Source organism: Paenibacillus psychroresistens, assembly GCF_009728935.1.
GTDB lineage: Bacteria > Bacillota > Bacilli > Paenibacillales > NBRC-103111 > Paenibacillus_AC > Paenibacillus_AC psychroresistens.
Window position 1 is genome coordinate 8,044,340 of the sequence record NZ_CP034235.1, and the last position, 26,850, is coordinate 8,071,189.

The 26,850-nt window shown below is 41.7% G+C and carries 19 protein-coding genes and 1 riboswitch; of the genes, 3 read left to right on the plus strand and 16 right to left on the minus strand.

Translation table 11 applies throughout. The features are described 5' to 3' along the window. Window positions 1–15: 15 nt before the first annotated feature. The 7 genes from dnaB to EHS13_RS35930 all read right to left on the minus strand — a co-directional run bounded on the left by dnaB (window position 16) and on the right by EHS13_RS35930 (window position 8,483). Entirely contained in the window at window positions 16–1,377 is a 1,362-nt protein-coding gene (dnaB, locus tag EHS13_RS35900) for a replicative DNA helicase (protein ID WP_155705115.1), read from the minus strand. A gap of 3 nt (window positions 1,378–1,380) precedes the next feature. Next, window positions 1,381–1,827: a 50S ribosomal protein L9 gene (gene rplI / locus EHS13_RS35905; protein ID WP_155705116.1), complete on the minus strand. Its 447-nt coding sequence runs from the start codon at window positions 1,825–1,827 to the stop codon at window positions 1,381–1,383. Then, window positions 1,824–3,788, minus strand: a complete 1,965-nt coding sequence (locus EHS13_RS35910) for a DHH family phosphoesterase (protein WP_155705117.1) — start codon at window positions 3,786–3,788, stop codon at window positions 1,824–1,826. The genes rplI and EHS13_RS35910 overlap by 4 nt, the downstream gene beginning before the upstream one ends. Before the next feature lie 34 nt (window positions 3,789–3,822). Continuing rightward, on the minus strand, window positions 3,823–4,740 hold the full coding sequence (locus EHS13_RS35915; protein WP_227014096.1) for a DUF2232 domain-containing protein: 918 nt from the start codon (window positions 4,738–4,740) through the stop codon (window positions 3,823–3,825). A gap of 90 nt (window positions 4,741–4,830) precedes the next feature. Then, window positions 4,831–5,952, minus strand: coding sequence for a Ger(x)C family spore germination protein (locus EHS13_RS35920; RefSeq protein WP_155705119.1), 1,122 nt, complete (start codon window positions 5,950–5,952; stop codon window positions 4,831–4,833). A gap of 4 nt (window positions 5,953–5,956) precedes the next feature. After that, window positions 5,957–7,039, minus strand: a complete 1,083-nt coding sequence (locus EHS13_RS35925; protein WP_155705120.1) for a GerAB/ArcD/ProY family transporter — start codon at window positions 7,037–7,039, stop codon at window positions 5,957–5,959. After that, on the minus strand, window positions 7,029–8,483 hold the full coding sequence (locus EHS13_RS35930; protein WP_155705121.1) for a spore germination protein: 1,455 nt from the start codon (window positions 8,481–8,483) through the stop codon (window positions 7,029–7,031). Before EHS13_RS35930 ends, EHS13_RS35925 begins: the two co-directional genes overlap by 11 nt. 173 nt (window positions 8,484–8,656) lie before the next feature. Here EHS13_RS35930 and EHS13_RS35935 point away from each other — a divergent pair, with 173 nt between their 5' ends. Next, the gene (locus EHS13_RS35935; RefSeq protein ID WP_155705122.1) at window positions 8,657–8,998 is read left to right on the plus strand and encodes a LytTR family transcriptional regulator DNA-binding domain-containing protein; all 342 of its coding nucleotides are present in this window, start codon (window positions 8,657–8,659) and stop codon (window positions 8,996–8,998) included. Window positions 8,999–9,072: 74 nt separating this feature from the next. Here EHS13_RS35935 and EHS13_RS35940 read toward each other — a convergent pair whose 3' ends face one another. The 3 genes from EHS13_RS35940 to EHS13_RS35950 all read right to left on the minus strand — a co-directional run bounded on the left by EHS13_RS35940 (window position 9,073) and on the right by EHS13_RS35950 (window position 15,693). After that, window positions 9,073–10,074, minus strand: a complete 1,002-nt coding sequence (locus tag EHS13_RS35940) for an HD-GYP domain-containing protein (RefSeq protein ID WP_155705123.1) — start codon at window positions 10,072–10,074, stop codon at window positions 9,073–9,075. Window positions 10,075–10,099: 25 nt separating this feature from the next. Further along, window positions 10,100–11,974 carry a FapA family protein gene (locus EHS13_RS35945; RefSeq protein WP_162463422.1) on the minus strand — a complete coding sequence of 625 codons (1,875 nt, stop codon included), beginning with the start codon at window positions 11,972–11,974 and terminating at the stop codon, window positions 10,100–10,102. A gap of 68 nt (window positions 11,975–12,042) precedes the next feature. Next, window positions 12,043–12,132, minus strand: a riboswitch (cyclic di-GMP riboswitch). Window positions 12,133–12,366: 234 nt separating this feature from the next. Continuing rightward, a complete protein-coding gene (locus tag EHS13_RS35950; RefSeq protein ID WP_227013724.1) occupies window positions 12,367–15,693 on the minus strand; it encodes a DUF5107 domain-containing protein in 3,327 nt (1,108 codons plus the stop codon). 225 nt (window positions 15,694–15,918) lie between these two features. Between EHS13_RS35950 and EHS13_RS35955 the strand changes: the two genes are divergently transcribed. Both EHS13_RS35955 and EHS13_RS35960 read left to right on the plus strand, forming a co-directional pair. Beyond that, window positions 15,919–16,809: an AraC family transcriptional regulator gene (locus EHS13_RS35955; RefSeq protein WP_155705125.1), complete on the plus strand. Its 891-nt coding sequence runs from the start codon at window positions 15,919–15,921 to the stop codon at window positions 16,807–16,809. A 125-nt stretch (window positions 16,810–16,934) separates the two neighbouring features. Continuing rightward, window positions 16,935–19,163, plus strand: coding sequence for a helix-turn-helix domain-containing protein (locus EHS13_RS35960; protein WP_155705126.1), 2,229 nt, complete (start codon window positions 16,935–16,937; stop codon window positions 19,161–19,163). Between the two features lie 106 nt (window positions 19,164–19,269). On the opposite strand, the gene EHS13_RS35965 is transcribed toward EHS13_RS35960, so the two are convergent. From EHS13_RS35965 to EHS13_RS35990, 6 genes are all read right to left on the minus strand, one after another. Next, on the minus strand, window positions 19,270–20,859 hold the full coding sequence (locus EHS13_RS35965) for an extracellular solute-binding protein (protein ID WP_155705127.1): 1,590 nt from the start codon (window positions 20,857–20,859) through the stop codon (window positions 19,270–19,272). A 60-nt stretch (window positions 20,860–20,919) separates the two neighbouring features. Then, complete coding sequence (locus EHS13_RS35970) at window positions 20,920–21,810, minus strand: carbohydrate ABC transporter permease (protein WP_155705128.1); 891 nt, start codon at window positions 21,808–21,810, stop codon at window positions 20,920–20,922. 46 nt (window positions 21,811–21,856) lie between these two features. Continuing rightward, window positions 21,857–22,723 (minus strand): ABC transporter permease, encoded by an 867-nt coding sequence (locus EHS13_RS35975; protein ID WP_155705648.1) that lies wholly within the window; start codon window positions 22,721–22,723, stop codon window positions 21,857–21,859. Window positions 22,724–22,998: 275 nt separating this feature from the next. Then, on the minus strand, window positions 22,999–25,116 hold the full coding sequence (locus EHS13_RS35980; protein WP_319633411.1) for an alpha-galactosidase: 2,118 nt from the start codon (window positions 25,114–25,116) through the stop codon (window positions 22,999–23,001). Between the two features lie 19 nt (window positions 25,117–25,135). Beyond that, window positions 25,136–25,954 carry a carbohydrate ABC transporter permease gene (locus EHS13_RS35985; protein WP_155705130.1) on the minus strand — a complete coding sequence of 273 codons (819 nt, stop codon included), beginning with the start codon at window positions 25,952–25,954 and terminating at the stop codon, window positions 25,136–25,138. Further along, on the minus strand, window positions 25,954–26,835 hold the full coding sequence (locus tag EHS13_RS35990; RefSeq protein ID WP_155705131.1) for a carbohydrate ABC transporter permease: 882 nt from the start codon (window positions 26,833–26,835) through the stop codon (window positions 25,954–25,956). Before EHS13_RS35990 ends, EHS13_RS35985 begins: the two co-directional genes overlap by 1 nt. Window positions 26,836–26,850 lie beyond the last annotated feature (15 nt).

A 26,850-nucleotide genomic window follows, 5' to 3' on the forward strand; every position in this document is an offset into this window, starting at 1 on the left:
TTTTTGTCGATTTTATTAAAATGCCCCGACAGGGTCCTGATGAGTGCGATCCAAGCTGACGAATTTATTATAATTCTTTAGAAAAGCGAGCTCCACCGTTCCTACTGGACCATTACGCTGTTTGGCGATAATGATTTCGATGACGCCTTCTTTTTCCGATTCCTTATTATAGTAGTCATCGCGATACAAGAATGCTACAATGTCCGCATCTTGCTCAATCGATCCCGATTCCCGCAAATCTGACATCATAGGACGCTTATCTTGACGCTGCTCTACTCCCCGGCTTAATTGGGACAAAGCAATAACCGGAACTTCCAGCTCACGGGCAATCTGCTTCAAGGTACGAGATATCTCAGAGACCTCTTGCTGCCGATTGTCTCCGCCTTTACCACGTCCTGCAATTAACTGCAGGTAATCGATCAGAATCATCCCCAAGCCTTTTTCCTTCTTCAATCGGCGGCATTTGGCACGGATCTCAGCAACGGTCAACGAGGGCGAATCATCTATATAAATCTGTGCTTCCGATAAGGCTCCAATGGCCATCGTCAGCTTTTCCCAATCGTCTGGTTTCAGCTCACCGGTACGAAGTCTGTTCGCATCGACATTCGCTTCTGCGCATATCATACGCTGTACAAGCTGTGCCGCGCCCATTTCCAGACTGAAGATCGCGACGGTTTCTTTGCCGCGCACCCCCGCATTCTGGGCAACGTTCAAAGCAAATGCGGTTTTCCCAACAGACGGCCGCGCAGCCAGAATAATTAAATCCGACTTTTGAAAGCCGGATGTCATCTTATCCAGATCACGGAAGCCGGATGCAACTCCGGTAGCCCCGCCTTTATGCTCCGCGAGATATTCCACTCGCTCGAATACTTCCATCAGCACTTCGCGGATGGAAACAAACCCATTGCCTGAGCGGCGCTGGGAAATCTCCATGATGCGCATCTCAGCGTCGCTCAGCATGATGCTTACTTCATCTTCGTTCGCATACCCATTGCTCACAATCTGATTCGCCGTGCGAATCAACCGGCGCAGCAAAGACTTTTCCTCGACGATCGCCGCGTAATAGTCAATATTCGCCGCAGTCGGCACGGAGTTCGCCAGCTCAGCCAGATAGCTAACGCTGCCTATATCCTCGAGCTGCTTCTTATCCTGCAGCTTCGCCGTCAAAGTAATCAAATCGACCGGCTCGTTCGCTTCGGCAAGCTCGACCATGCTGTCATAAATGTGTTGATGCGCCGCACGATAAAAATCCTCGCCGCGCAGCCGTTCCATCGCGGTAACCATCGCTTCGCCGTCTAATAGAATAGCGCCTAGCACAGCCTGCTCGGCTTCTAAATTCTGCGGCGGTATGCGGTCAAGCAGCCACTCGCCTTCCATATGCTACGCCTCCGTTACTTGAACCTGCAGCGTCGCCACTACACCAAGATGCAGCTTAATCGGAATGCTGGTTGTACCTAGAACACGAATCGGATCGTCTAGTGTCATTTTGCGTTTATCGATGGTAATTTTATATTGGCGTTCCAATTCTTCTGCGATTTGTTTACTTGTAATCGAACCGAACAAGCGACCCGCATCTCCGGCTTTCCCTTTGATCTGCAGCGTTAGCTCACCGATCTTGTCCGCCAATGCTTGGGCTTCTGCTTTTTCATTGTCCTTCTTTTTCTTCTCGGAATTCTTCTGCTGATCCATCACTTTAATGTTGGAATCCGATGCAAGCTTAGCCAAGCCTTGCTTAGCTAGAAAATTCTGATAGTACCCTTCCGAAACTTCTTTAACTTCGCCTTTCTTGCCTTGCCCTTTAACATCCTTCAATAAGATTACCTTCATTCGAACAAACCCTCTTCCGCTTCAATTTCGTCGAGAACCTGCTTAAGCTGCTTAGCCGCGTTCTCTAAAGATCCTTCCAGCTGCGTAGCTGCATTGGTTAAATGCCCGCCGCCGCCTAAACGCTCCATTACCAATTGTACATTAATTTGACCCATAGATCGCGCACTAATTCCGATTAACCCATCTTGGCGCTCACTAATTACAAAAGAAGCCATAATATCCGTCATATTCAAAAGTGTATCTGCAACCTGCGCAATGAGCAACTGGGAATGCTTATTATTCGGCTCTGTAACCGCTAAAGCAATGTGCCCATAGATCACTTCAGCGTGTTTAATAATCTCCGCTTTGCGAACAAAGGTGTCCAAATCTTCCTTCAACAATCGTTGAATCAGCGCGGTATCCGCACCATTACGTCTAAGGAAAGAGGCCGCTTCAAAGGTCCGTGCTCCCGTACGCAGGCTGAAGCTTCTCGTGTCCATCGTAATTCCCGCCAGCAGCGCCGTGGCTTCCAGCACTTCCATTGACATCCGCTCGTTAAAATATTGCAGCAGCTCCGTCACCAATTCACAGGTAGAAGATGCGTAAGGCTCCATGTAAACCAAGACAGCTTCATTGATAAACTCTTCTCCGCGGCGATGATGATCAACAACCACGATCCGTGAAGTCTGCTGCAATATTCTCGCCTCCGCAATCAGCGAGGCTTTATGTGTATCCACGACAACCGCTAGGGTACGCGCATTCGTCATTTGCATCGCTTGCTCAGGCGTTATGAAGCATCGTGCCATTTTCTCGTTCCCGTAAATCTCTTCCATCAGCTTCTCAATCGACGGATTAATACCCTCCAAGACGATAAAGCCTTCCTTCTGACTGACCTGTACCGCTTTCAGCACCCCAATCGCAGCACCAATTGCATCCATATCCGGCACTTTATGACCCATGATAATGACTTTATCACTTTCCTTGATTAAATCGCGCAATGCGTGTGAAATCACCCGCGCCCTAACTCGCGTCCGTTTCTCTACGGCATTCGAACGCCCTCCATAGAACGTCATACGCTGGCCAATCTTTACAGCAACCTGATCCCCGCCGCGTCCTAGCGCCATGTCTAAACTCGTTTGAGCCACCTGTCCCAGCTCAATCAAAGTTTCCGCCCCAGAGGCAACTCCGATGCTTAGCGTAAATGGAAGCTTCAGCTCATTCGTTAAATCACGAACCTCATCTAATATTTCAAAACGAGTCTGCTCCAGATGCTGCAGCGCTTTATGATCCATGACCAGGAGGTACTTATCAGAGGAAAGCCTTCTGACGTACAGCTTATGCTTTTGCGCCCATTCGTTAATCTCGCCCGCTACCTTGCCAATCGTTGAATTGCGTGTTTGCTCATCCATACCTTGCGTAGCTTCTTCTAAATTATCAAGCAGCAGAATACCGAGCACGGTTTTCTCTTCTTGGTATCTTTTGAACAAATCAGCCTGTGCCGTAATTTCTTGAAAATAAAGCAGCCGCTCATCCGTACGCATCAGGATTTGAAAGGTTTTATTACCCAGCTTAATCTCACATCTCGGGTCCTTCTCCTTCTTGTTCTTCAGCACGGGAATAAGCTCCAGCAAATGATCGCCTATGATCGAAGGCCGCTCCAGCATTTGGCCGACGAATGGGTTATGCCACTCCACGATCTTCTCTTCATTATATAGTAGAATCCCAATAGGCAGCTGCTGCAGAACCTCATTCCCTGCTTGCGTAATGCGGTGGGATAAGGTGCTTACATAGCGGTTAAGCTCTTTACGAAAGGCTTTTTCTGCAGCCACAGTGTAATAGACCAAACCTAGCGTAGGCAGCAGAATAGCTGTGCCTACAACCCCTCCCATCGCTATGAACAATAATAGAATTGCCACGGACAGCAGAATGAACACCCATACAATATGGAGGCCGTGCCATCGCTTTAAGAGAAACTTGGGCATATTAACATAACTCCTCTATGATTGAAACTTATACTTATATTTTAAAGAATCGCTGCCTTAATGGCATCAAGATATCCATGACTCCTAGCAAACAAACCACATAGGTAACCGGGGGATACAGGCATAGCAGAATCATCACTAACGGAATAAACCGATTCCATTTCTTGAAATGAACAAAAGCATACAGTAAACCAATGGCTTGTACGGCGAAGAGTACCATAAACAGGGGCAATAAATTATACACAATCATCTGAAAATATAAATCGGATTTCTCTGTGATGATTAAACCTATTATAAGCACAATTAGAAAATACAACACCATGGACTTAGGTAATCTCCACTCATGCATGGGGGGCAATCCCGGTAAAGGGCTTGTCGATTTCTTTAGCAGCCTTCGCGTAATTGCGTGTGTAAGAAAGACATAAAAGGTAGCAAACAAAAGCAATAAAAAAGGCAGCATCCATATTGCTTTTTCTATATAATCGGTGCTGAACTCGAGATATTCCACTGGCAGCATGGCTTTAGGCAGGCTAGCTACGCTATCGGTTAGGAAAATCTTTAGATGCCCAATTGGATCCACACCTGTAGAATAACCCATGAACAATAGCAATAAAATTTCAGCGATCACTACAAGAATAGCTATCATAAGCACAACTCGAATACTTGCTCTTTTTTTATATAATTGCCCCATCGCTATTGCCGGCGGGATGAAGAATAAGGAATAAATAATCAGTAATAAGCTTAATCCACTTCCACCTAGTATGACAAACAACACAAATAAACTTGATACATAAGCCAGACTAAACTGCTTTAAATCAAGCTTAAGATAGAGTATCAGCAGGGGAACCATGATCAGCGTAATCGTTAGAAAATTAAGCGGTGTCACTAAAGACAATAATTCAATAATGAGAACAGCACACCAGAGCAATGATTGCCTTAGGGTTGGGGTCATGCGATTCACTAGCCGGTACAACTCCTCTTTGGGACTTTCGCTCCAGTATACCACAAATGCACCATCTCTGTTTAGATAGCTATCGCCTCGTTATTTTTCAAAATCCGATTTGCCGGAGCCTGATAATATCTCTACCTTTACCTCAACTCCTATATCCAGCTTTTTAATTTGCTCATGCCAATCCGTTGTATTCCAATTCCGTTGACGAAACTTCTCGCCAATGCCCAGCATATCAATGCCCAACTCCTTGGTTTCCTGTAAAAGCTGCTGCAGCTTTTTCTGGATTCGTTTAGCAGCAGCTTGCTCAATTTCCGCTTTATTCTGGATTTCTTTGCGTACTCCACTTTCAATTACCCATGCTCTTAACTTATAACTCAATTGTACATGCTTCCGTTCATATTTAGTTTTTCTTGCTAAATGACTGATTTCTAATGTCGTTTGCGCAGGGTCGTAAGCAGAAATATACAAGCCGCCACTTTTTTTATTCAAGAGGATGTTAGTGAACTTGCTATCTCTAGTACTCAAACTATAGGCAAGCTTATCTTGAAGCAGATAGGATTCTCCCTCAAAAATAAGGATGTCACCATTTATATTAATACGATTAAGCGCAGCGCTCTCCAAGCCATTATTCAGCATTCTCACCCCAACACGCCAAAACTCACTCGCCAGATAAGCGGGTAGAAAGGAATAACCTTTCGTTGTAAAGTCAAGCAATTTCCCTTGATCCTTCTGTAAGAGATCAGCAGCTTTACCTTCCGAAACAAAGAGATGTGCAGTCTGATCAAAATCGCTGGCTCGTGCTAGAAAGTCTATTTCTTTCTTAATCCCTTTGCGGGCTGCTGCTTCACTGAACACAATATAGGAAATCTTGCTAAGCACTAACTTTTTTTGAAGTTTCAGACGAATATCACGTAAACAATCTGCCATTGAGTCGCCATTAGACGTTATGACTCTATATTGCCCGCCTCCTCCGCTCTTTCCCTTCGACATTGTCCCTCCCGCAGCCTCAGCCCCTTCACTGGACTGGGACGGGGAAAGCAATACTTCAATCACACTGACCTGCAGTTCATCTGCAGAATCTCCTGTATCAATTCCCATTCCAATTAAAAATGCCTCAGAACGCAGCTCAATAATATCCATGCAGCTCGTACAGACAACTGTAGTCCAGATCAATAAACAGCAGCTTATTCCATAACGAAGCCTTCTAAACATACATTCACAATCCTTTCTTTAGGGGGATAATCAAAAAAATCAGCGGAATGACCGAATACACTAATAGCCCTAACATGGACCAATAAAAAGCTAAATGATTTAAAAGCAAATCCGATATTGGGAATAACAATACGATCATCGCAAGCATAGCAAGAACACTAATCGTGATATTTTCATTAGCCTTTGGAATCAAACCTTTTACCCCCTTCATGGCACAATAAATACTACTAGCCAACACATAGATCATCATAATCAACCACAATAAAGGGCTTGCAAAGCTTAGCTTAGATAAAGGCACTCCAGATAAATGAATCGTTTCCAGCGACTCCTGATAGGGATACGTCAATCTACTCGCACTATTGGGACCTAAGATGGCAATTGGCAGCACTACAGATAGAATGATTTCGATGCAAGCAATTGCTAGTCCAAGCAAGGAAGGTCGAAACAGCAAGTTAGCTTGTTTGATGTTGGGATAAAAGTAGTAGAGCAGTATATTTGCGCGAAAAATAAACATAGCCAGTATAAACACCCGCCAGTCTTCCCACCCCGATTCAACAACAAATAAGGGACGCAAGCGGGAGAAATCGCTATTGAAGAATTGCGGCAGATTAATTGTGATCAACCCAATAAAAGCCCATGGTGCAAATACGGTAAACACATTAGGCCAGGATCCAAGCCCACGGGTTAAGAGATAAATAATCGCAATCATTTCTATTATCGCCGGTAAGAACTGCGGGGTTAGGTGCAGTTGTGCATATGTGGTTAAATGCCAATGCTCCCAGAACATAAGAATGCTCCAAAAGAACAACACACTGATTGCCAGAACGCCATAAATCTTTGCTCCCCACTTGCCTAAATAATTTGCAGCCCATTCAGCAATATTATTCTGGGGGAATCTTTCAGCTAAACGAAGTGTGATAAACAAATTGAGCAAGCCAACTAGAAAAGCCAACATGACAATTATCCAAGCATTTTGTTTGTAGGAACGAATCATTACTGCGGAAATACCTATGGGTGTTAAAGAAATCGAGGTATAGGTAAAAATGATAAAAATTTCTACTCGTGAAATACTTGTATCAGCCTTCATTGTCCGGCTCCCCTTTTTGCCTAACCTTATCCTGCGGGTCGTATACACTCATTCTTATACGAGATTTGCTGAGATCTCGATCCCAGAAAGCACCTCTAAATAGGTCCTTTGCCCGAAGAGGAGCAAATGGGGTTAAATAAGGAACTCCCAGCGATCTGATACTACAAAGATGTGCGAGTAGAAAAATTGTGCTCAGCATAATACCATAAAAGCCGAGAATACCCGCTCCAATAATCATCGGATATTTCCATAAACGAAAGGCAAATGAGATTTGATACGAAGAGAAATACGTTCCGATTACTGTCAAAGCCGTAATGATGATAATCATTTTACTGGCTAAACCCGACTCCACAGCGGCTTGACCGATAACGAGACTGCCGAATACATTAATAGCTGGCCCCATCATCCCAGGCACAAACGAAGTCCCTTCGATAAATAAATCGAGGATAACTACAAATATAATCACCTCAAAAAAGGGTGCATAAGGGATCCCTTCTTGATCCTTGGCAATCGATAACCCGAATTGGGTTGGTAACACAGCGGTATTAACGGAAACGATGGATAAATATAAAGCAGCCGAATAAACAGAAATGAATAGAGCCAGCATCTTTAACAGCCGAATTGCCAATCGAATAATGCCACCTTGAAAAATATACTCAGATCCATATAACATCGAGAGCAGCAAAGAAGGCAGTGAGGATGCAAATGGTGATCCTTCCATTATGATACTAATTCGCCCTATGCTTAAATTTCTTGCCACGCTAATGGGGCTCTCTGTAAGCTCATACTTGGGAAATGGAGTCGTGTTCTTCTCAATTATCAGCTCCATCAAATCATTTTGTTCAAAAATCGCATCAATGTTGATCTTCTTAAGGCTCGTTTCAATCTCTTCTACCCATTCAGGTTTAGCGATATCCGCGATAAAACACACAGCAACCTTCGTTTTCGACCTTACCCCAATCTCGAAATAATGGATAACTAGCTTAGGATCCATTATCCTTCGTCGCAACAAGCCAATATTGGTTGCAATATCCTCGATAAACGATTCCTTCGGGCCGAGAATAAACTTCTCCACCTTAGGCTCATCAATAGCTCTGCTTTTAATGGCCAGCATTTGGATCGAATAAATCGTGGGGGCTCCTGCCTCATCGCCCGTTTCAGCTAGGATGACTAATGAGCCATTGACTAAATCATCAATAATAGCTGGAACGTTGTCCAATTGAATACCTTCTGGGAGGATAAAGCTTAACTCTTCTGGCTTTTCTACCCATCGCTTTAAGCACGGTATAATTTCCCTATGTAACCTATTGAGATCAATGATTGTATTGATAAAAAATACAGATATTTTAGAACCAATGGCGATTAATTCTAGGTCGTCCGTAGGTAACTCCTTCTTGATCTCTTTACTTATCTCTTCGATAGACACCATGATTCCAACCGACATCCTAGCTCACCTAATTTCATTGCTAATAATAGGTAGCCTTTCCTGTTATGCCAATAAATATAAGATAAAAATTTATATTATTATTAAAAAAAGCCTTTAAAATTCAAATTAAATATGGTAAAATGAAAGCGCTTCACTTTTATGTGTTAACATTTGAAAAGGGGGATTTACACATGAATGCAGCACTGGAATATCGCAATGTAGTTGAGGATTTTGTTTTGGAAAAAGATATTTTGTATTATCGTACTGGAAGCCATGGATTGGTCAGCTTTCACGGTAAGAACTTCAATGTCAGACGCAGATTATCAACAGAGCAGTTACAGAAGATTCTCGCAGAAGGCATCTTTTACAAAGTAAACACCGATTGCTATGTGAACATTCTAAAAATCGAAACCATTAAAGACAGCCGAGTCTATTTCGAATACCATAACCCAGATGCCAAATGTGTACCTGTTTCTAGGAACAAAAACTTTCGGCTTAAAGAGCTGCTGGATCACCAGCCTATACACAATTGAATCTAGACCTACTAAAAACTCCCTGAACTTTAATGGCTTGGGGAGTTTTTTTGCTATGCATATTCGGGTAATCCTTAATAATGCTTAACAATCTCTATTCCTTTTTCTTTACTTAAATCAATGAACTGCTGCTCTTTCTTGACCAAGGGATGCATCCTGTCATGGATATTAATGAGGATTACCGTAACTGTTTCACCACTAGACAGCAATACTCTACTGCCTATTAAGGCATTCATTATTTTACTGATTAGGCAATGTACAACCCGAGGGTCGTAGAGGCCATACGCACCTGCATCCAACTCTCGCAGAACCTGAAATAATGGTAATGCTTCCTTATAGGCTCTTTTGGAAATCATCGCATGAAAAACATCCGCTACGGCAACTATTTTACTCAAGATCCCCATGTCGCATCCTTTAAGCCCAGAGGGATATCCGCTGCCATCTTCCCTTTCGTGATGCTGCAAGGCGACTAAAGCTTGGTTTTGCGAGATTCCAGCCGTTTGGCTAATCATGTTGTATCCATACTCTGGATGGTTTTTCAATTCAAGAAACTCTTCCTTGGTTAGCGGTTGCGTTTTGTTCAAGACAGCATCGGGTATCTGCAATTTACCCACATCATGCAAAAAAGCTGAGATCATTAGATCTTCGATTTCAACTGTATCCAGCTCCATCCAGCCGCCAATAATTGTCGAGATAACGGCAACAGCAAAGCTATGTTTATACGTATATTCATCTTTGGCTTCCATCGAGGAAATGATACTGAATACATTGGGATTAATACTAAACTCGGCAATGATCGGAATAATATTGGCTTTAATACTCTCAAATGGAATGGCCTTTTTCAGCTTAATCGTTTCAAACGCTTTTTTGGTTTCTTTGATGGCTTCCTTCATCAATCGAACGCTAGTCGCTGAACTAACATCCTCTTGATCCAAGTAGATTTCCAGTGAGATTAATAAATTAATATGGGATAGCTTCAGTACCGTGTTAGCCGGAATCAACAAAACATCTAATTTGTTATAAATGTTTTTGTTTATATGATAACCTATCCAACCCTCCATTTGTTTCTCGACCACAATATCCCTTCTTTCTGCTATTCATTTAGATATTACTTTGTGTATCTAAGAACGCTTCACTCCTCATAGTGTGGGCTTCAAAAGTCCGATGCTCTATCATTTCCATTATTTCTACACAATATCGACCTACACATACTCTTCCCGTATACATTTTACGAATGCTCACTCTGCGTTTGGCCTTTAAGACAGTATTCGTTCCCGTTCCCGTTTGCCCCCCAACTATCATCGCAGTTATAAACCCTTCCGATTCAAGCGTTGAGCCTCTGCAAACAGAGAATAGCGATTGAAAAATAATATTCCTTGAGGAATAAAGCTCACTTTGCACAACCCCATCCGCTACAATAATAATATCTCCATTCGCTTTTAATGTGGAAAGATGGCATTGCCGAATTTCAATAATGGCTTTTGGCTCCTGCATGCGGGCAACCTCTTCATTGGTTTCCCTAACTAGCTCAATAAGCTCTTGCAGTACTTTCACCTGCATGTGCTCCACTAATTTGATCGGCTGCAGAATTAACTCTAGCATTTGTCTAAGCTTGTCCAGCTCTACTTTATTCACTTTTTGAATATTGGCAATGACGAACAGGATTTCTTTTGCAGTATCCGGGATTTCTTTGAGCTTACTTTCAATTAACAATTGGATAATCTGTCCGTATTTAATCTTATTCTGCTTTTTTGTGATGGCCTCTTGCAGCAAGCTCGCTGCTTGTAGTAATTGCTCTAGCAATACAAGGAGCATCTTCGTACCATTGTACAGACGATTAAACATGACACCAAAATACCCTGAATATAAATGACTTCCCACGATATTCCCTTTCACATGGATGCTACCAGTTGCCGTTAAAGTCGCGTTGTACACATTACCTGAAACGTATATACTGCCTAAGCTTTCAAGAATCATGTGATCCATGACATCTCCGTACACCACAATATCACCTGAAAAACAGATATTTCCCGTCTCCATATCTACATTGCCAGAAACGATATAAGCGGTAGATATATCAAAATATTTAACCCGTTCTGTTCCCGTTATGCGAGGCCTGCCCTCACTCGTTGCAACAATTAGTCCATCATCTAGCAGATTGATATTATCTTTAGCATAAACTTGAATATCCTTCACCGCTGCCGGCGTCAAAACTTGTCCATACACATCACAACCAAGGCTGCCTACGCTCATCATGGTTTTTTTGGCAATTACTTCACCTGCTGTGACGTTTGGAATACTCAAATGGTTGCGATAATCAACGACACCTTCAACCTCATTATATTCACTCAGTAGACGTTCTTCGAAAAAAGTATCCAGCTTCGCATCTTTCCCAGGAACGAGCGGTTTGCCTTTAGCAATCGCAATCTTCTCATAGGTAGGATGAAGCAGCTCATTCTGGATGACTCTAATATCCAAATTATTTAGAATGCCTAGCTTCACAATATCGGTTACAATCTCGTTAAACTGTAAGGTCTCCGAAACTCGACTTGGATCTTTTTCAGCCTTTAAATACGCGTGAGGAATTCTAGCTTGATCCAGCAGAAACCATCGATACCTGACCAATGCGTTAAGCTTAAAATAAGCTATCATTTTATCGTCGGAAACGATAATCTCAAACATCGGTTCCTCCGATACTTTCCATAGGATTGAATCCGTTGAGGAGACCACTGTAGAATTCTTAACTTTAATTCCATTCTTAATAAGCTCCAAAGGAGGTATTGCTGAGATCATTGCAGACTTTCCACCACTTGAAGCATTATGTACATGTATTTTGTTATGTTCTACCTTTACCCAGCCGTCCAAGCTTTTAGAAATGTCCTTAGCCATGGCTTCTTGAATATCCAAGTTCTTCTCATCCAGCATCAGTTTACTAATAAGACGATAAATATCTTCCTCGCGCATATACTCGGTCATGCTAAATCTCCCTTCAATGAAAAATAAAAGCACCATCCGGGTTTGGATGATGCTTACTATCATCTCAGTTCGGTAACTTGGCAACCGTAGAATTATAACAATTCTTTAGGTCCATAGCTTTGCGTCCCATTCTTTCAAATGGTTTGCTCTTGTCGTATAAGTGATGCTTATTTAAAATAATAACCAGCATTACGCATTACTTGTCGAAATTAATTATGTATTACTAATATCCCATTACTAATTACCCATTACTTATATTATAAGCAAAATTATTGCAAATGTAAATTGCATCCAGGCCTATAGTTCTATATTTGCAAAAAAAACATTCTCCGCTATCTGAGTGAGTGCATTAGGCACTTTCAGTTAACAAAAGAATGTATTTTTCTGAATAGCTAATTGCACATTTTTCGGTGAATTCTAGCTCCTAGATGATTCAAATTAAGCCGAAGCACTTCATCCAGCTCAGCTGCAGCTTGTTCAAATTGGCTTAATCCAATCAAACCAAGGCCTCTCATATAACGGCAATGAATTTGATTGCGCAGATTCAGATCATCCTCGAAGACTAGGAAATCCGGCAATGATACCGCAAAATAATCAATTTTCACTTCGTCAAACATATGTTTCTCCGCATAATCAATTAGTTTATTGAAGCGGCGTTTAGCCTCTTTAGCATTCTGTAGCTCCAACCACGCCATCCCTTGGTAGAAAATCATATCGGGTGGTTGATCGTTATAGAACATCGCACTGGCTGGCTCATCCAAACCTTGAGAAGCAACGCCGAATTGTGTAGTTGCTTGCTGAGATTGACCCATCTCCGCATAGACGCAGCCAAGATAATAATAGATATTATTTTCTTGGGCTCCCGTTAATTTACCTTCGCCCAGATTGATTGGATAGACAAGCGCACACTCCAATAAGCTTACAGCTCGTTCGTAATCCTTGCTAGCAAGAACACGTTTGGCAAGCTCAACATGAGCAAGCACATATTGCCCGGTTACTTTACCTTCCCCGCCTTCCCATGGATGGAAATTGCGTCCGGCAATCGCTTCAATCGCTTTTTCATGCTGCTCCTGCGCATTTAATAAGGTTACATACTCGAGATATAAGTCATCTCGTTTTTCAACTAACGTACTGTATTTCTCAAGATTGGCAAGCCGTGTTTCTGCTGAATAACCCAGTTTCTTATATAACTGATCCAGCTCGAAGAATACACGAGCATCTTCTGTTCCACACGCGAAGGCTTTTTCAAGTGATTGTAATGCCGCTTGCGGATTATTATGTTTATTGAAGTAGGCTAGCGCCAGATTGCGATGTACCGTAGCGAAACCTTCTTGAATAGCTGAAGAAATCTCCCAATGGGCGATTGCGTCTTCCGGCCTTTTTTTGTCATACAGCCAATTTCCCAGGTAATAATGTGCCTTTTCATCATTTGGACGGGCTGCTATTGCACTTTCCAATACCGTTAGGTCAAATAAGGTGTTGGGGAAACAATAATCGGATACTGCAGCTTGTGCAGCTTCGCGATGAGCCTGAGCTTTATCGGGATTTCCCGTCTGCTCGTATAAGTATCCTAGCGTGTAATGCAGCATTGGGTAAGCATTAGGCGCTACTCGTTCCAACACCTCAATAGCTTCATTAAATAATCCACAGCCTGCATAATCAGCAGCTAAATTTAGATAATTGTGGATATCGCCTCTCATAAAACGTGTAAGCTCTTCAAGCTTAGTTTGAGCGGATGCGTGATTGTTCTGGGCTAGCTGTATTAAGATGACTTCGTTTTGTGCACCGAAATCGGCAATATCCAGCGATAATGTTTCTTCAGCAAATTTTATCGCATCATCAAACTTACCTAATTTGCGAAGTAAAGCTGTTTTCAGATGGCGTGCTTTATAATTATGTGAATTTCGAATAAGCGAGCGCTCCACCAATTCTAACGCTTCCGCATAAGATTGCGTCCAGCAAGCAATTTGTGCCAGCGAATAATAACCGCTATCCTGCCAGGCAGCTGACCAAACCGCTTTATAGAAGATTGTAAAAGCTTCTTCCAGACGTCCCTGTTGCTTAAGCGATACACCTAGTTGATAATGTGCTTCACTGTCATAGGGGTTCGTATTCCGCCATGAAATGGATTGCACAGCCTTGCGGAAGTGGACTTCACTCTCAGTGAACAAACCACGGCGTAGTAATAAAGTACCATAAGCAATATTTATCCGAATATCACTAGAATCGCGTTTAAGTCCTTCCAGATAATAAGCTTCTGGCTCAAAAGTAGCATGGCGATATTGCTCCAAATGTAGACCTGCCAAGTAAAGCTGCTCAATTGATGTTAATTCCTCAGGTGTAGGCAATGGTTTTGCAGCATCCGGTATTTGCTCGATCTCTGCCTTTTTCGGTTGGTAAGCAACTAGTATTGTTTTATTAGTATCGTAAATAGTTAGCATCAAATCATGCAGCTGATCACCGTGTTCAAGTGTGACTGATGTTCTGAAAGTAGCTGTTGGAGAAAGTGTTGTGGTCTCTAGAACGTATCCTTGCTTTTTACTCTTTAATTCTATAGTTGCTCCTTCGAATACGGATGTTGCATAAGCTTGAACGATAATCTGGCCTGTAGCTTCATCTAGTTCAAGATTAACGGCTGCATCTATTGTCGCATTCTTGACTACACCAATATTCTTATAAGGCATGAAATATTGCGTAAAAGACTTTTCCTCATACGGCTGAAGCCAAGTGAAATCTGGCTGATTATCCGTGTATACACCAGTCATAAGCTCAATATAAGGTCCATCCTCATCTGTTAAGTTACGGTCCCAGGCTTGCCCAAACTCGCCATTCCCCCAAGTCCACTGCTTCTTACCCGGTGATACATGATGATTGGCGACATGCAGTAAACCCGCTTCAACGCCATGATCATAGCCGCCTACAAAATTATAATCCGACTTGTAAGCCATATAGGAGGTCGGCACTGGAATATTCTTATAGCGTGAAATATCAACACCTTCGGAGTAATCCATCTTGTAGTAGGTTCCAGTTGCAATCGGAAACCGTGATACATCTCTCTTCCCATGGTCAAAAACAGCTGTTACATCCGGAGGAAATACAGATTGAGTATGATCGTTTACTGCTACAGCTGGATTAGCCCACCATAGAAAGGTTTGCGGTTCAGGTGTGCGGTTGTATAGCTGAGCATGGATCTCCAGATAAGCTTTTCCTGGATGCAAGGTAAAGCCCGCTGTTACTTTCGTTCCGTACATTCGATCAATCTCGCTGGTCCAAACCGTAGCGCTGCCATCTTCATTCTCCACAATCCGATATTCGACGGGTCCATACGTGTTAGGACGGTGATGCTGCGGCCAGTTGAATTCTATCCCACCTGAAATCCATGGTCCCGCCAATCCAACCAAAGCGGGTTTAATTACCCGATTATAATAAACGAAATCATAATCATTGGTTTTATCCAGTGCCCGATAAATTCTACCACCGATTTCTGGCATAATCTCAATTCGTACATACTCATTCTCTAGAATAACCATTTTATAGTCCTGAGGCTTTTTCTCATCTTCAATTTTCTCGATCACGGGATGCGGATAAACTCGCCCTGAGCTGCCCTGATAAACTCGTTTTTCCAAAAACATCGGATTCTTATCCGGCTTGCCAATTCCATAGGTTGGGATCGAAACGGTTTCTTCCCTTACTAGTACCTTATCTGTTGGATGACTCAATTTATTCACTCCTTGTAGTTTAATGAAGTTTGTTTTTTTACTAATTTGGCTTAATCAGCTTGCTATATCTCTAGTTTAGAGCTCCGGCTAACAAAAGCCAATTGACAAAATGCGGTTAATGATGGATTATATTCTTAATTGTTACGTAATTTATGACTGATTCCCATTGGAAATTTATTAGTTTCCTTAATCATTTTCGTATATTGGTAAATAAGGAGATGTCACATGGAACCCATACATAAGGAAGTGGGCTTTGAGCAGGAACGCTTATATGTGCTTCCCGATTATATGACGAAGGAATTGGCTGAAGCGGAGCTAACGCGATCTTTATTCATTAGTGATATTGGTTATTTTCCGAATGCTAAATACCATTTTCGTGAGCGCCTTGAGGGCAGCGATGCCCATATTTTCATCTATTGCTCTGAGGGGGCAGGAACCGTAGAGCTGTTTGGTGATAGAACTATCCATGTGACCAGCCAGTATTTGGTGGTTATTCCGGCTGGGACGCCCCATCGCTATGAAGCTTCCTCCAGTGATCCCTGGAGTATCTATTGGTTTCATCTGCAAGGCGAGCATGCTGCTGAGCTGATTGAGCTGTATGAGCTAGCTGCTGGAGCTTTGCAGCTGCCTGTTAGCGGCTTTGCGAAATTCGTTGAATGGTTCGATCATATTTACGAAATGCTGGCAAACAAGACCTACTCCCTTCCGACTCATGTGCATGTTTCGCAGACCATGCGTTATTTATTGAGCAGTATTGGGATCAGCCTAGTCACTTCCACTCCCAATAAAAAAGGAGAGCGTTATCTTGAAGCTGCCATTCGGTATATGACCGATCACTTAGCGGATTCCATTAAGCTCCCTGAGCTGGCTGCGCATACCGGAGTATCCAAGCAGCATTTGATTCATATCTTTAATCAGAAAACAGGCGTGCCGCCTGTTGAATATTTCTTGCGGATGAAAATGCAGCAGGCTGGCCAGCTCTTGGACTTAACGGACCTTAGCATTAAAGAAATCAGCAACACTATCGGCATATCCGATCCTTATTATTTCTCTCGATTGTTTAAGAAAATCATGGGGTATTCGCCTACTGAATACCGTAACATTCCTAAGGGATAATTTACTTCTCAACGTCGCGATGATTTGTAAAGTGCCGAAGACCCATCATTGATTTATAGATTGATTTCATTCATGATGGATGCAAGAAGTTACTTTTGTGGAATAACTAGGAGGTGGCGTGCTGCTTGGGAGGACTCAGATTTTTTGACAATAAAAACAGTAATCGTCTATATTTCAAGACCTTCATTCCGATCATACTCTCCATCATTGCTACTTTGTTCATCTCTACCTCTATCCTTTATGTGAACTTTGAGAAAATCTCTTTAAATCAAGTATATGAGCATGATTTGGATAGTCTTTCGGAGGCTGGACGTAATGTGAACATCATGAAAGAAACAGCAACTGCGCTTTCTCAACAAATCTACTACGATTTCACACTTCAGAGATTTATGTACTACCGTTCGTTAGATGTATCCGAAATTCTACCCACCACCAAAGAATTGGATACCTATCGATCATCGATTCCTTTTATCGACTCTATCTACATTTATAATGGGACAACCCAGATGTTCTATATTAGCTCTAGCGTTATTCTGAACGCTTTGCAGGAGAAACAAGAAATTGCGGATAAGGGAATAATCGATCTGCTTGAAAACTATCACTCCTACCCGCTATTCAAGCCCATCCCGAGAAAGGTGGCCTTGCCTGGTTCACAGCCATCAAGCGTCTATACATTTATTAATTATGACACCCTTTCTAAAGGAAAAAGCGTTAGTAGTGCCGTTATTATCAATTTCTCTGAAACCTGGATTAGAGGTGCTTTAACTAATTCTAATAATCCTCTGAGCGATACGTTCATCCTAGATGAAAATGGCCATTTGGCTTCTAACAGCAATCATTATCAGATTACATCCGCTTATCCCGATGAAAAATGGTTTAAAACACTTAAAAGCAATCCGAATGAACCTGGATATTCCATCCACTCGGTAAATGGAGTCAAATCATTAGTCACTTATTCAGCGTCAGATTCATTAGGCTGGAGATATATCCGAATAACTCCTTTTGAGACTATCACTGCGAAGATAAGCCACATGAAATCGACGACTATTAACATAGGGGCAAGTATTATTCTGATAAGCTTTTTTATCCTGCTAGCTCTATCACGAAAATTATACAAACCGATCGATAAGCTAGAGCTCTCACTGACAAGACTTGAGAATGATAAAAGAGATAATTTCAAAACGATAAAGCTGGAGTTTCTACGAAACTTCATGGTCAGTAAAGAGATTCACCCCGGTTTAATTGAGAAACAATTTCTTAATTTTGGCATCCAGCTGAATTTAAAGGAACGGTATTGTCTAATCCTGCTGAAATTAGATAACTATTACGCCTTGAATGAACAATATAGCTCTCGAGATAGAGGCTTAATCAATTATGCCATTGCCAACATTGCAAGCGAACTATGCTCAGAGCTTTATCAATCTGAAGCTGTTGAAATGACCGATGACCGTATTTTTATCATAATCAACATTCCAGAAGACATGGCAAGCCCGCTCGAAGAATCATTAATTACACGGTTAAAGCTTATCCAATCGTCTGTAACAAGCTACTTGAATGTCTCGATTTCCATAACCATCAGTGATATTGAAGATAATATTGGCCAAATCGCCTCATCCTATCGCCAGGTAATGGAAGCTTCCCTTTATCGATTATATAACGGGCGTGAATGCATTATTTCCGCTAATGAAGTGTTAAATTTCCCTGCCATAGAGTATGTTTATCCAATTCAAAAAGAAAAGCAGCTGGTAGAGAATCTGATGGTTGGAAAAATGGATGAGGCCCTGACCATTTACAATGAAATCATCCATGAAACTATAAAATACCCGATTACGGTTATAAATTTAGCTGCTTCACGTTTAATTTTTATGCTCCACAATGTAATAAAAACGATCTCCATATCTACACAGACGGATGTTCACTCTTTATTCATAACGCTGAATAAAGCAGAAACCATTGAGGAGATCCATGCTGATTTCTACCAGCTATTCGAAGAGATTTCCCTTGGAATTGATGACAAGAAAAGCAATAAGCATGATGACCTAATCCAACAAATCAATCTGATTATTCAAACCGAATTTACGGATCCTAATTTGTCTATCAATAGCATAGCCCAATCCATAGACATGTCACCTGTGTATATTGGTCGACTTTATAAGCAGTATACACTTGTCACAATCGGAGACTCCATTGCTGAAGTACGAATTAATAAATCTAAGGAGCTCTTATTGGAGAATAAGCTGCCGATTGCCTCGATTGCTGAACAAATTGGATTTATTAACAGCACCTACTTCTACAAAGTCTTCAAGAAATGGACCGGCTTCACTCCGAATGAATACAAGAAAAACTCAAAGTAAGTATCTACCTTGAACTCTTCTTGGACTTCCTGAATACTTTTTGAATAACAATAAGAGAGTGGCCAAATCGGCTCACTCTCTTATTGTTATTCGGACTCATTTGTAATTATTTAATGCCGTTATCCGCTGCGTATTTATTATATTGCTCTGTATAAGTCTGTTGAATCTTTTCCAAGCCTGCAGCTTTTGCTTTGGCAAGGAAAGTAGCAATAGCACTATCGACATCCGGTACGAGACCCGCTTCGATTGGAGCCAGATATTGCACTTTAACCGTTTGATACGCAGCAATCTCTGCTTTGACAGAAGCATCATCAAATTGGAAATTTGAAGTAACATCTGGGGTAGCGATAGCATCCAGTTTCTTAAAGATATCAAGAACAGGCGTAAAGCTCTTGTCGAATAATTGGATGGCTGGATTTCTCCAAGCCCAGCCGTTCATCGCTTCGCGTGGGAATTCTGTAGTCTTCGCATCACCCACACCTTGGTAGAAGCCGTCGCTTGTGATTGTATAGTGCTTGCCTTCAATACCATACTCTGTTAAATAGTTATAGCGCTTATCCGTAACAAGCTTTTCGAAGAACGCAAGAGCTCTTTCAGGATTCTTAGAAGTAGTTGGGATTGCATAACCGTCATTCCCATTATTACTAGCCGTGTGCACAACCCCAGTTGTCTCAGGGAAAGTGCTGAAAGCAAGCTTCCAGTCAGGATGCTGTGTAGCCAAGCTCGTGATTATTCCTCCATAGTTAGGTGCGTTGACACCTGTGATTACAGCCGCTTTTCCACTCGTGAAAGTATCGCTAGCCGTAGTTTTATCGGAAAGTGCACTCTTGCTCCAGTAGCCTTTATCCGCCCATGACTTCCATTGCTTAGCATCTTCTGCAAACATTGGTGATTGGAAGAAGTTCACAACCTCTGCTGGCTTATCATTCATAATAGCCATTCCGAATTCATTCGGGAAATCCTGGTTATAGAATTTATGCTTCAAGTTTAAAAGTCTCCAAGTACCCGGTAACGATGCAGTAGCTTCGATAGCTGTAGGAAGCATATCTGGTTCATTCTTTTTGATACCTTCCATATATACTTCATAGTCTTCGATCGTCGTTGGCTTAGGCAGATTGTACTTCTCTCTCAAATCATCTCTCCATAGTACCCCAACATTCTGATACTGTTTCCATGTGTTCGGTGCATCGTAAATCTTGCCATTCACTTTAACAGCGTTCCATAAATCCTGTGGAATCAATTTATAAAGCTCTGGAGCAACCTTCGGAGCAAGCTCATCTAACGGCAAGAAGGCGCCATCTTTAGCATATTGCACAAATTTTGTCCATGGAGCAACATAGATTAAATCAATCGTCTGCCCTGAAGTTAAGAGAAGCTTATACTTTGTTTCCCAATCCGTCCAAGGGATGTAGTTGAATTTTACGGTAGCATTAAGATCCTTCTCTGAAAGCTTGTTAACTTCCGCTTGTACATCTGCCAAACCTTTAGGTGCATCTCCAAGCATATACACCTGAAGCTCGACATGCTTGGTGATATCCAATCCGCCTTTTTCAGTACTTGCGGCAGCAGTTGCTGCGGTAGTAGGAGCACTTGTCGCCTCCTTTGTATCCTCTTTGTTCGATGTACAGCCCATTAACGCGGTTGAAATCAACAAGATAGTTGCTACTGAACCCCATAACCTTTTTGATGCTTTCATTGATAAGTCCTCCTAATTTTTTTATATGTTAATCCTGCAAACGCAGGTAATAACCAAGATTTAGCCTTTTACTGCCCCTAGAGTTAACCCTTTTACGAAAAATCTCTGCAGGAATGGATATAAAAGCACAATCGGGCCAATGGCGATAACAGATATAGCCAGCTTTGCCGTTTCGGTTGGAACGCGAATGGATGATGCGGAACCACTTGTTACCAGCTGACTAATTACTTGAGCTTGGGTTAGCATGTTGTACATGAAGAACTGAAGATTGTATTTGGACTTATCCTCAATAAACAACGAAACACTAAACCAATCATTCCAATAATTGAGCGCAAGGAACAGTCCGACGGTAGCTAATGCAGGCTTTGCCAAGGGAAGGACGATATTGTAATAAATTTTGAAATCCCCTGCTCCGTCAATTTTTGCCGATTCTATCATTTCTGAAGGGATCGATGCCTTTATAAAGCTTCTCATTAGAATAATCAAGAACGGACTGGAGAGTCCGACGAGAATCAGAATCGCATAGGTATCATTCAAATGCAGGTAATTCACAACTAAGATGTACCAGGGAATTAATCCGCCTTGGAAGATAGTAGTGAAATAAATAAAGAAGGAAATTTGGCTGCGGTGTTTAAGATCGGTTCGTTGTAAAACGTAGCCTGCCATGGAAATGAGAAACAATCCCAGCAATGTTCCAATCACTGTAACCCCAATACTTACGGCATAAGCTCTGATAATATCTTCAGGAAAGGTAAACAGAAACTTATAAGCCTCAAGTGTAAAATCCCTTGGAATCAAGCTGTAGCCTTTGCGCACGATAGATTGGTCGGATGAAAAGGAACCCGCAAGCACTAACCATAAAGGCAGAATACAGAGTATCGATAGAAAGAATAAAATGATAAAGGAGAACAAATGAAATAATTTGATTGATAAGGTATCCTTGATTTTCATGGCTATCATTCCTTCCTCTGACTTTCATTTATACTGTGGACCGTTGTTAAAACAAGGCATACTCTTCGTGCTTCCTGCGGATCAAGTAATTGACGGTTAGGACAAGGATACAACCAAAGAAGGATTGGTAGAGACCTGCTGCTGTTCCTAAGCCAATATCAAATGTTACTTTTAGTGATCTAAACACATAGGTGTCGATAATATCGGTAGAGTTGAACAACGTTCCGTTACTCCCTATGACTTGATAGAATAAATCGAATTGCCCTCTCATAATCCCGCCTAAGCTAAGCAATAACAGTACGATAAAGGTTGGAAACAACAGTGGAATCGTAATTCTGCGAATTTGTTGGAAGATGTTCGCCCCGTCTATTCTAGCGGCTTCGTAATATTCTTCATTAATACCGGTAATTGCTGCGAGATAAATAATCGTCGTATACCCAATGTTCTTCCATAGATAGAGCGCCACTAAGAGATACTTCCAGATCCATGTTGTTCCATAAGCATTGAAAGCTTCCAGATGAACGGACTTAAGAAGGCTATTCAAAAATCCGGACTCATAATTAAAGATGTTGTATACAAATGCCCCCACTATGACAAAGGAGATGAAGTAAGGAAAGAACATCACCGATTGAGTGATTCTTTTGAACCATCGACTGCGAACCTCATTTAACATGATTGCAATCAGCATACCTAGGAAATTGGAGAGAAAAATAAAAACTAAATTATACAAAATCGTATTTCGTGTAATATTGAACAAGGTACCCGATTTAAAGAGGAACTTGAAATTATCAAAGCCAACGAATGGACTTCCAAAAAATCCTTGTCTAAAATTAAACTGGGTAAATGCCAAGTAAATCCCTACCATTGGCAGATAACTCATAACAGCAAACAACAGCAATGTGGGTAGAATCATTAAATATAGAACTCTGGATTTAATTAATTCTCTAAAAAAACCTTTTTTGATTAGCACTATTTATTCCTCCGTTCGAACCTGATGGGTAATCATATCTGTTTTCCATACATCCTATCTTAAGGGGAAATCTTCATCGATTTATACTGAAAAAGCGGTCAAAATGATACAAATACTTTACTTTTTTTAATGCCAATCCGATACTTTTATATGTTTATTAAACAAAAAAAACGATTCCACTCTGCTGTAGCAAAGGGAACCGTCTTTAATCTGACTCTTTAAATTCTTTTCAAACGAATCAGCTTGCTATCAAAATCGCCGGTTAGCTTAATGTTCAAACCAATATGCATCAGGTTCTTGCCTTTAAACTGCGCAACTCCACCCTCTAGCCCATCCACCTGATAACTAGCATCTGCTTCTAAGCCCTGCAAACAAATTCTAGGCATAGCTGCACCAAATTGCTGAGCATGCAAGAAAGCAAAAACAACAGCTTCCTCGCCATCCTGACTCACATATTGCACAGCCGCATAATCCGCCTCTCGCAAAGACGATAACCGATATAACTTACCATCCAATACCACAGGTCTGATTGCTTTATATTGCTCAATATATACAGCTGCTTCTGTAAACTCCTCGTCTGTCCAATGCTTGAGGTTGACTCCAATTCCTAATCCGCCCATCATCGCGCTGTGAAAGCGGAAGGACAATGGCAGAACTCGTCCATTAAAGCTATGCGGCGACTCAGTAACCCAGCACATCATGACATGAGGACTGTATGCATAAGAGAAGCCTTCTTGAATGCTTAGGCGATCGAACGCATCGGTATTGTCGCTTGGCCAAACTTGATCTGCATAACGCAGAATACCCAAATCAATTCGCGCCCCACCACCTGCACATGATTCAAACTCAACATTCGGGAATCTCAACCTAAGCTCCGCCCAGATCTCATAAAGACTTTGCACATGCTTGATCCAAATGGACTCATATTGTTCCTGTATAGCATCACTGGTCCCGGGCTCTGTAATTGTCCGATTGGTATCCCATTTAATAAATGAGATCTTATACGTACTTAACAGCTCGGTCATGAAATCCAAAACAAATTGCTTCACTTCTGGTTTACCCAGATTCAAGGTGTATTCGTTCCTCAGCTGAGTGCCTTCGCGTGTGGGGAATTGATAGATCCAATCTGGATGCTTACGGTAAAGATCACTATCTGGATTAACGGCTTCAGGCTCAACCCATAGGCCAAAATCCATCCCTAAATCCGTTACTTCAGTAATTAACTCTTGAAGTCCATTTGGAAATTTCTCCGGGTTTACGTACCAATCGCCAAGTCCCGCCTTATCGCTATGTCGCTGACCAAACCAGCCGTCATCTACCACGAACAGTTCAACACCAAGTCGAGCTGCTGATTGCGCCAACTGCTTCTGCCCAATAACCTCGACGTCGAAATAGGTGGCTTCCCATGAATTATATAACACTCTGCGATGTGCTTGTGAAGGTGAAACAAATGCCTTCTGATAGCTATGCAGCTTGCGGCTCATTTCGCCAAATCCACCTGAAGTATATCCTCCTGTGAAGGAAGGCGAAACAACCGTCTCTCCAGCACCTAGCTTAAAAGGACTATCATAATCATTCACGCCACCAACCACTCTAACATGATTAAAGTTGGTTTTCTCCACGACAATCTTCCAGTTCCCGCTCCAAGCTAACGCGCCAAACCAAACCTTGCCGGAAACCTCATCGGCTTTACCATTATCGATAGCAAACCAGGGATTCGCGTGTGGTCCCGTAAAGCCTCTTCTCGATTCCAGCGTTTTCTTGCCTTCCGAAAGCTGCGTTTCCCTTAATTGAAACTCCCCAGCCCATCTGCCTGTAACATGAGTCAGCCTATAATCCGCAAGATTTGGTAAGGACCATGCTGCGGACATCATTTGTTCCACTATAATTTCATCTGTGCTCTGATTTTGCACTTCAACATGACGCTTAATTAAATCTTGATCATGAAATATCGCATAGTGAATCTTCACCCAAAGATCATAATGAGCATCCTTAAGTGTAATCACTAGTACGTCCTCAGCAATACTCTCATGTCCAACATACTGCAATTTTAAATCTCTAACGCCATCCTTGAAACGAACCTTTAAACACGGCTCGACATAGCTAGTACCACCTGCACCGCCAAACTCCTCCGCATCACGTTCTACTTCAGCGTCAAACGAGCTGTGAGAATGGCTTTTTAAGAGAAAAGCACTTTCCCGAGCATCTACCGCTTCTCCCCAATAAATATGCTGCATAATTCCTTTTTCGTTGATCCCGAATAAATAAGAAGTATTTTTCGTATGAATTTCGAATAACTGCAAATCCTCGTAAAATGTGATCGCCAAGTCAGACACCCTCATCTTTTTTATTGGTTTATCCTTTAATTGCCCCAGCCGAGATCCCTTTGACGATGAATTTTTGCATCAGCAAGAAGAATATAACGATTGGAATCATACCCATAACTGCGTAAGCAAAAGCTAGGTTTAGCTGACTGCTGTATTGGCCGAAGAAAAAATACTGCTGTAATGGAATTGTACGGAATTTTTCTTTTTGCAGAAAAAGCAATGGCAGCAGGAAATCATTCCAAATATAAATCGCATTAATTACGGCCACTGTCGCCGTCAAAGGCTTTAATAACGGGAAGATAATCCGGAAAAAGATACCAGGCGTCGAACAACCATCTATCTTAGCTGCCTCTTCAATTTCCCGCGAAATCGCTCTAATAAAACCTACATATAAGAACACCGCTGTTTGCAAGCCAAAACCACCATAAAGCAAGATAATACCCCATTGTGTATTAATCATATGCAGTGTTTTTCCGAGCTTGTATAAAGGTAGCATTGTAACTTGAAAAGGAACCATAATACCAGCCAAGAATAACAAAAAGACCAATTGATAGTACCAACCCCGCTTGCGTGCAATCGCATATCCAGCCAGCCCGGATACGGCAATGATTAATAAAACAGAACCAATTGTCACAATTAAGCTATTGCTCAGCCCTCTAATATAATGCGAGGTTTTCCAAGCACTTATAAAGTTATCCAGATGCAATCCATGAGGCAATCCATAGAAAGATAAAAATGATTCTTGCGAGGTTTTTAACGCCATAAGAATAGCTACATAAAACGGGAGCAGGAAAAATAATGCTAAAAGCAGAACAACTATAAATACTAGCGCATGTGTCTTTCTCATTATATTTCCACTTCCCTTTTTCTTAAGATTAACAGTTGAACGATTGTAACTAATACAAGCACTACAAAAAAGACCATCGATAGCGCTGCGCCATATCCACCTTGAAACGAGGTATAAGCAACACGATAAATGTAAGTACTCAGCACCTCTGTAGAGAATCCGGGTCCACCCTTAGTTGCTATATAGACCAGATCAAATATCTTCAATGAACCGGTTAAAGTCAAAATGGCATTTATCGTAACGGAGGGAGCGATTAACGGAAACGTCACATGCCAGAATTTATACATCGTACCCGCCCCATCAATTTCAGCACTTTCGAGTAATTCAGGGGGAATATTCTGCAAACCTGCAATATATATGATCATTGGAGTACCTATGCTTTGCCAAACGGCTATAATAATAAGCCCGAATAAAGCATAATCTGGATTGCCCAGCGGACTCGTCATGTCATCATAGCCGAAGAATGCAAATAAACTAGGCAAGGCTTTACTGTAATTATTGTTCCAAATAAAAGCAGCTAAGACAACAGAAATAATTGTCGGCAAATAGAAAATAGTCCTAAATATCGTTCTAAACTTTAAATAAGAGTCCAGCACAAGAGCCAACAGCAACGATATAACATTGACCAAAAGCGTCAAAATAATGGCAAATTTAAAGGTGTGCCCCAATGCTCCCCAGAACTGTGGATCATTAATGACATGATCATAATTTTTCCAACCTATATAATGGAGCACATTCGAGACTCCATCCCAATTCGTAAACGAATATTTAGCACCTAAAATCAATGGAATAACAACGGCTAAACAAAATAAGGCTATTCCTGGAATCGTAAATAAAACAAACCATGCTTCAGCTTTCCACAAACGTTTAATAGCTTTCATAATTTTGTCCTTTCT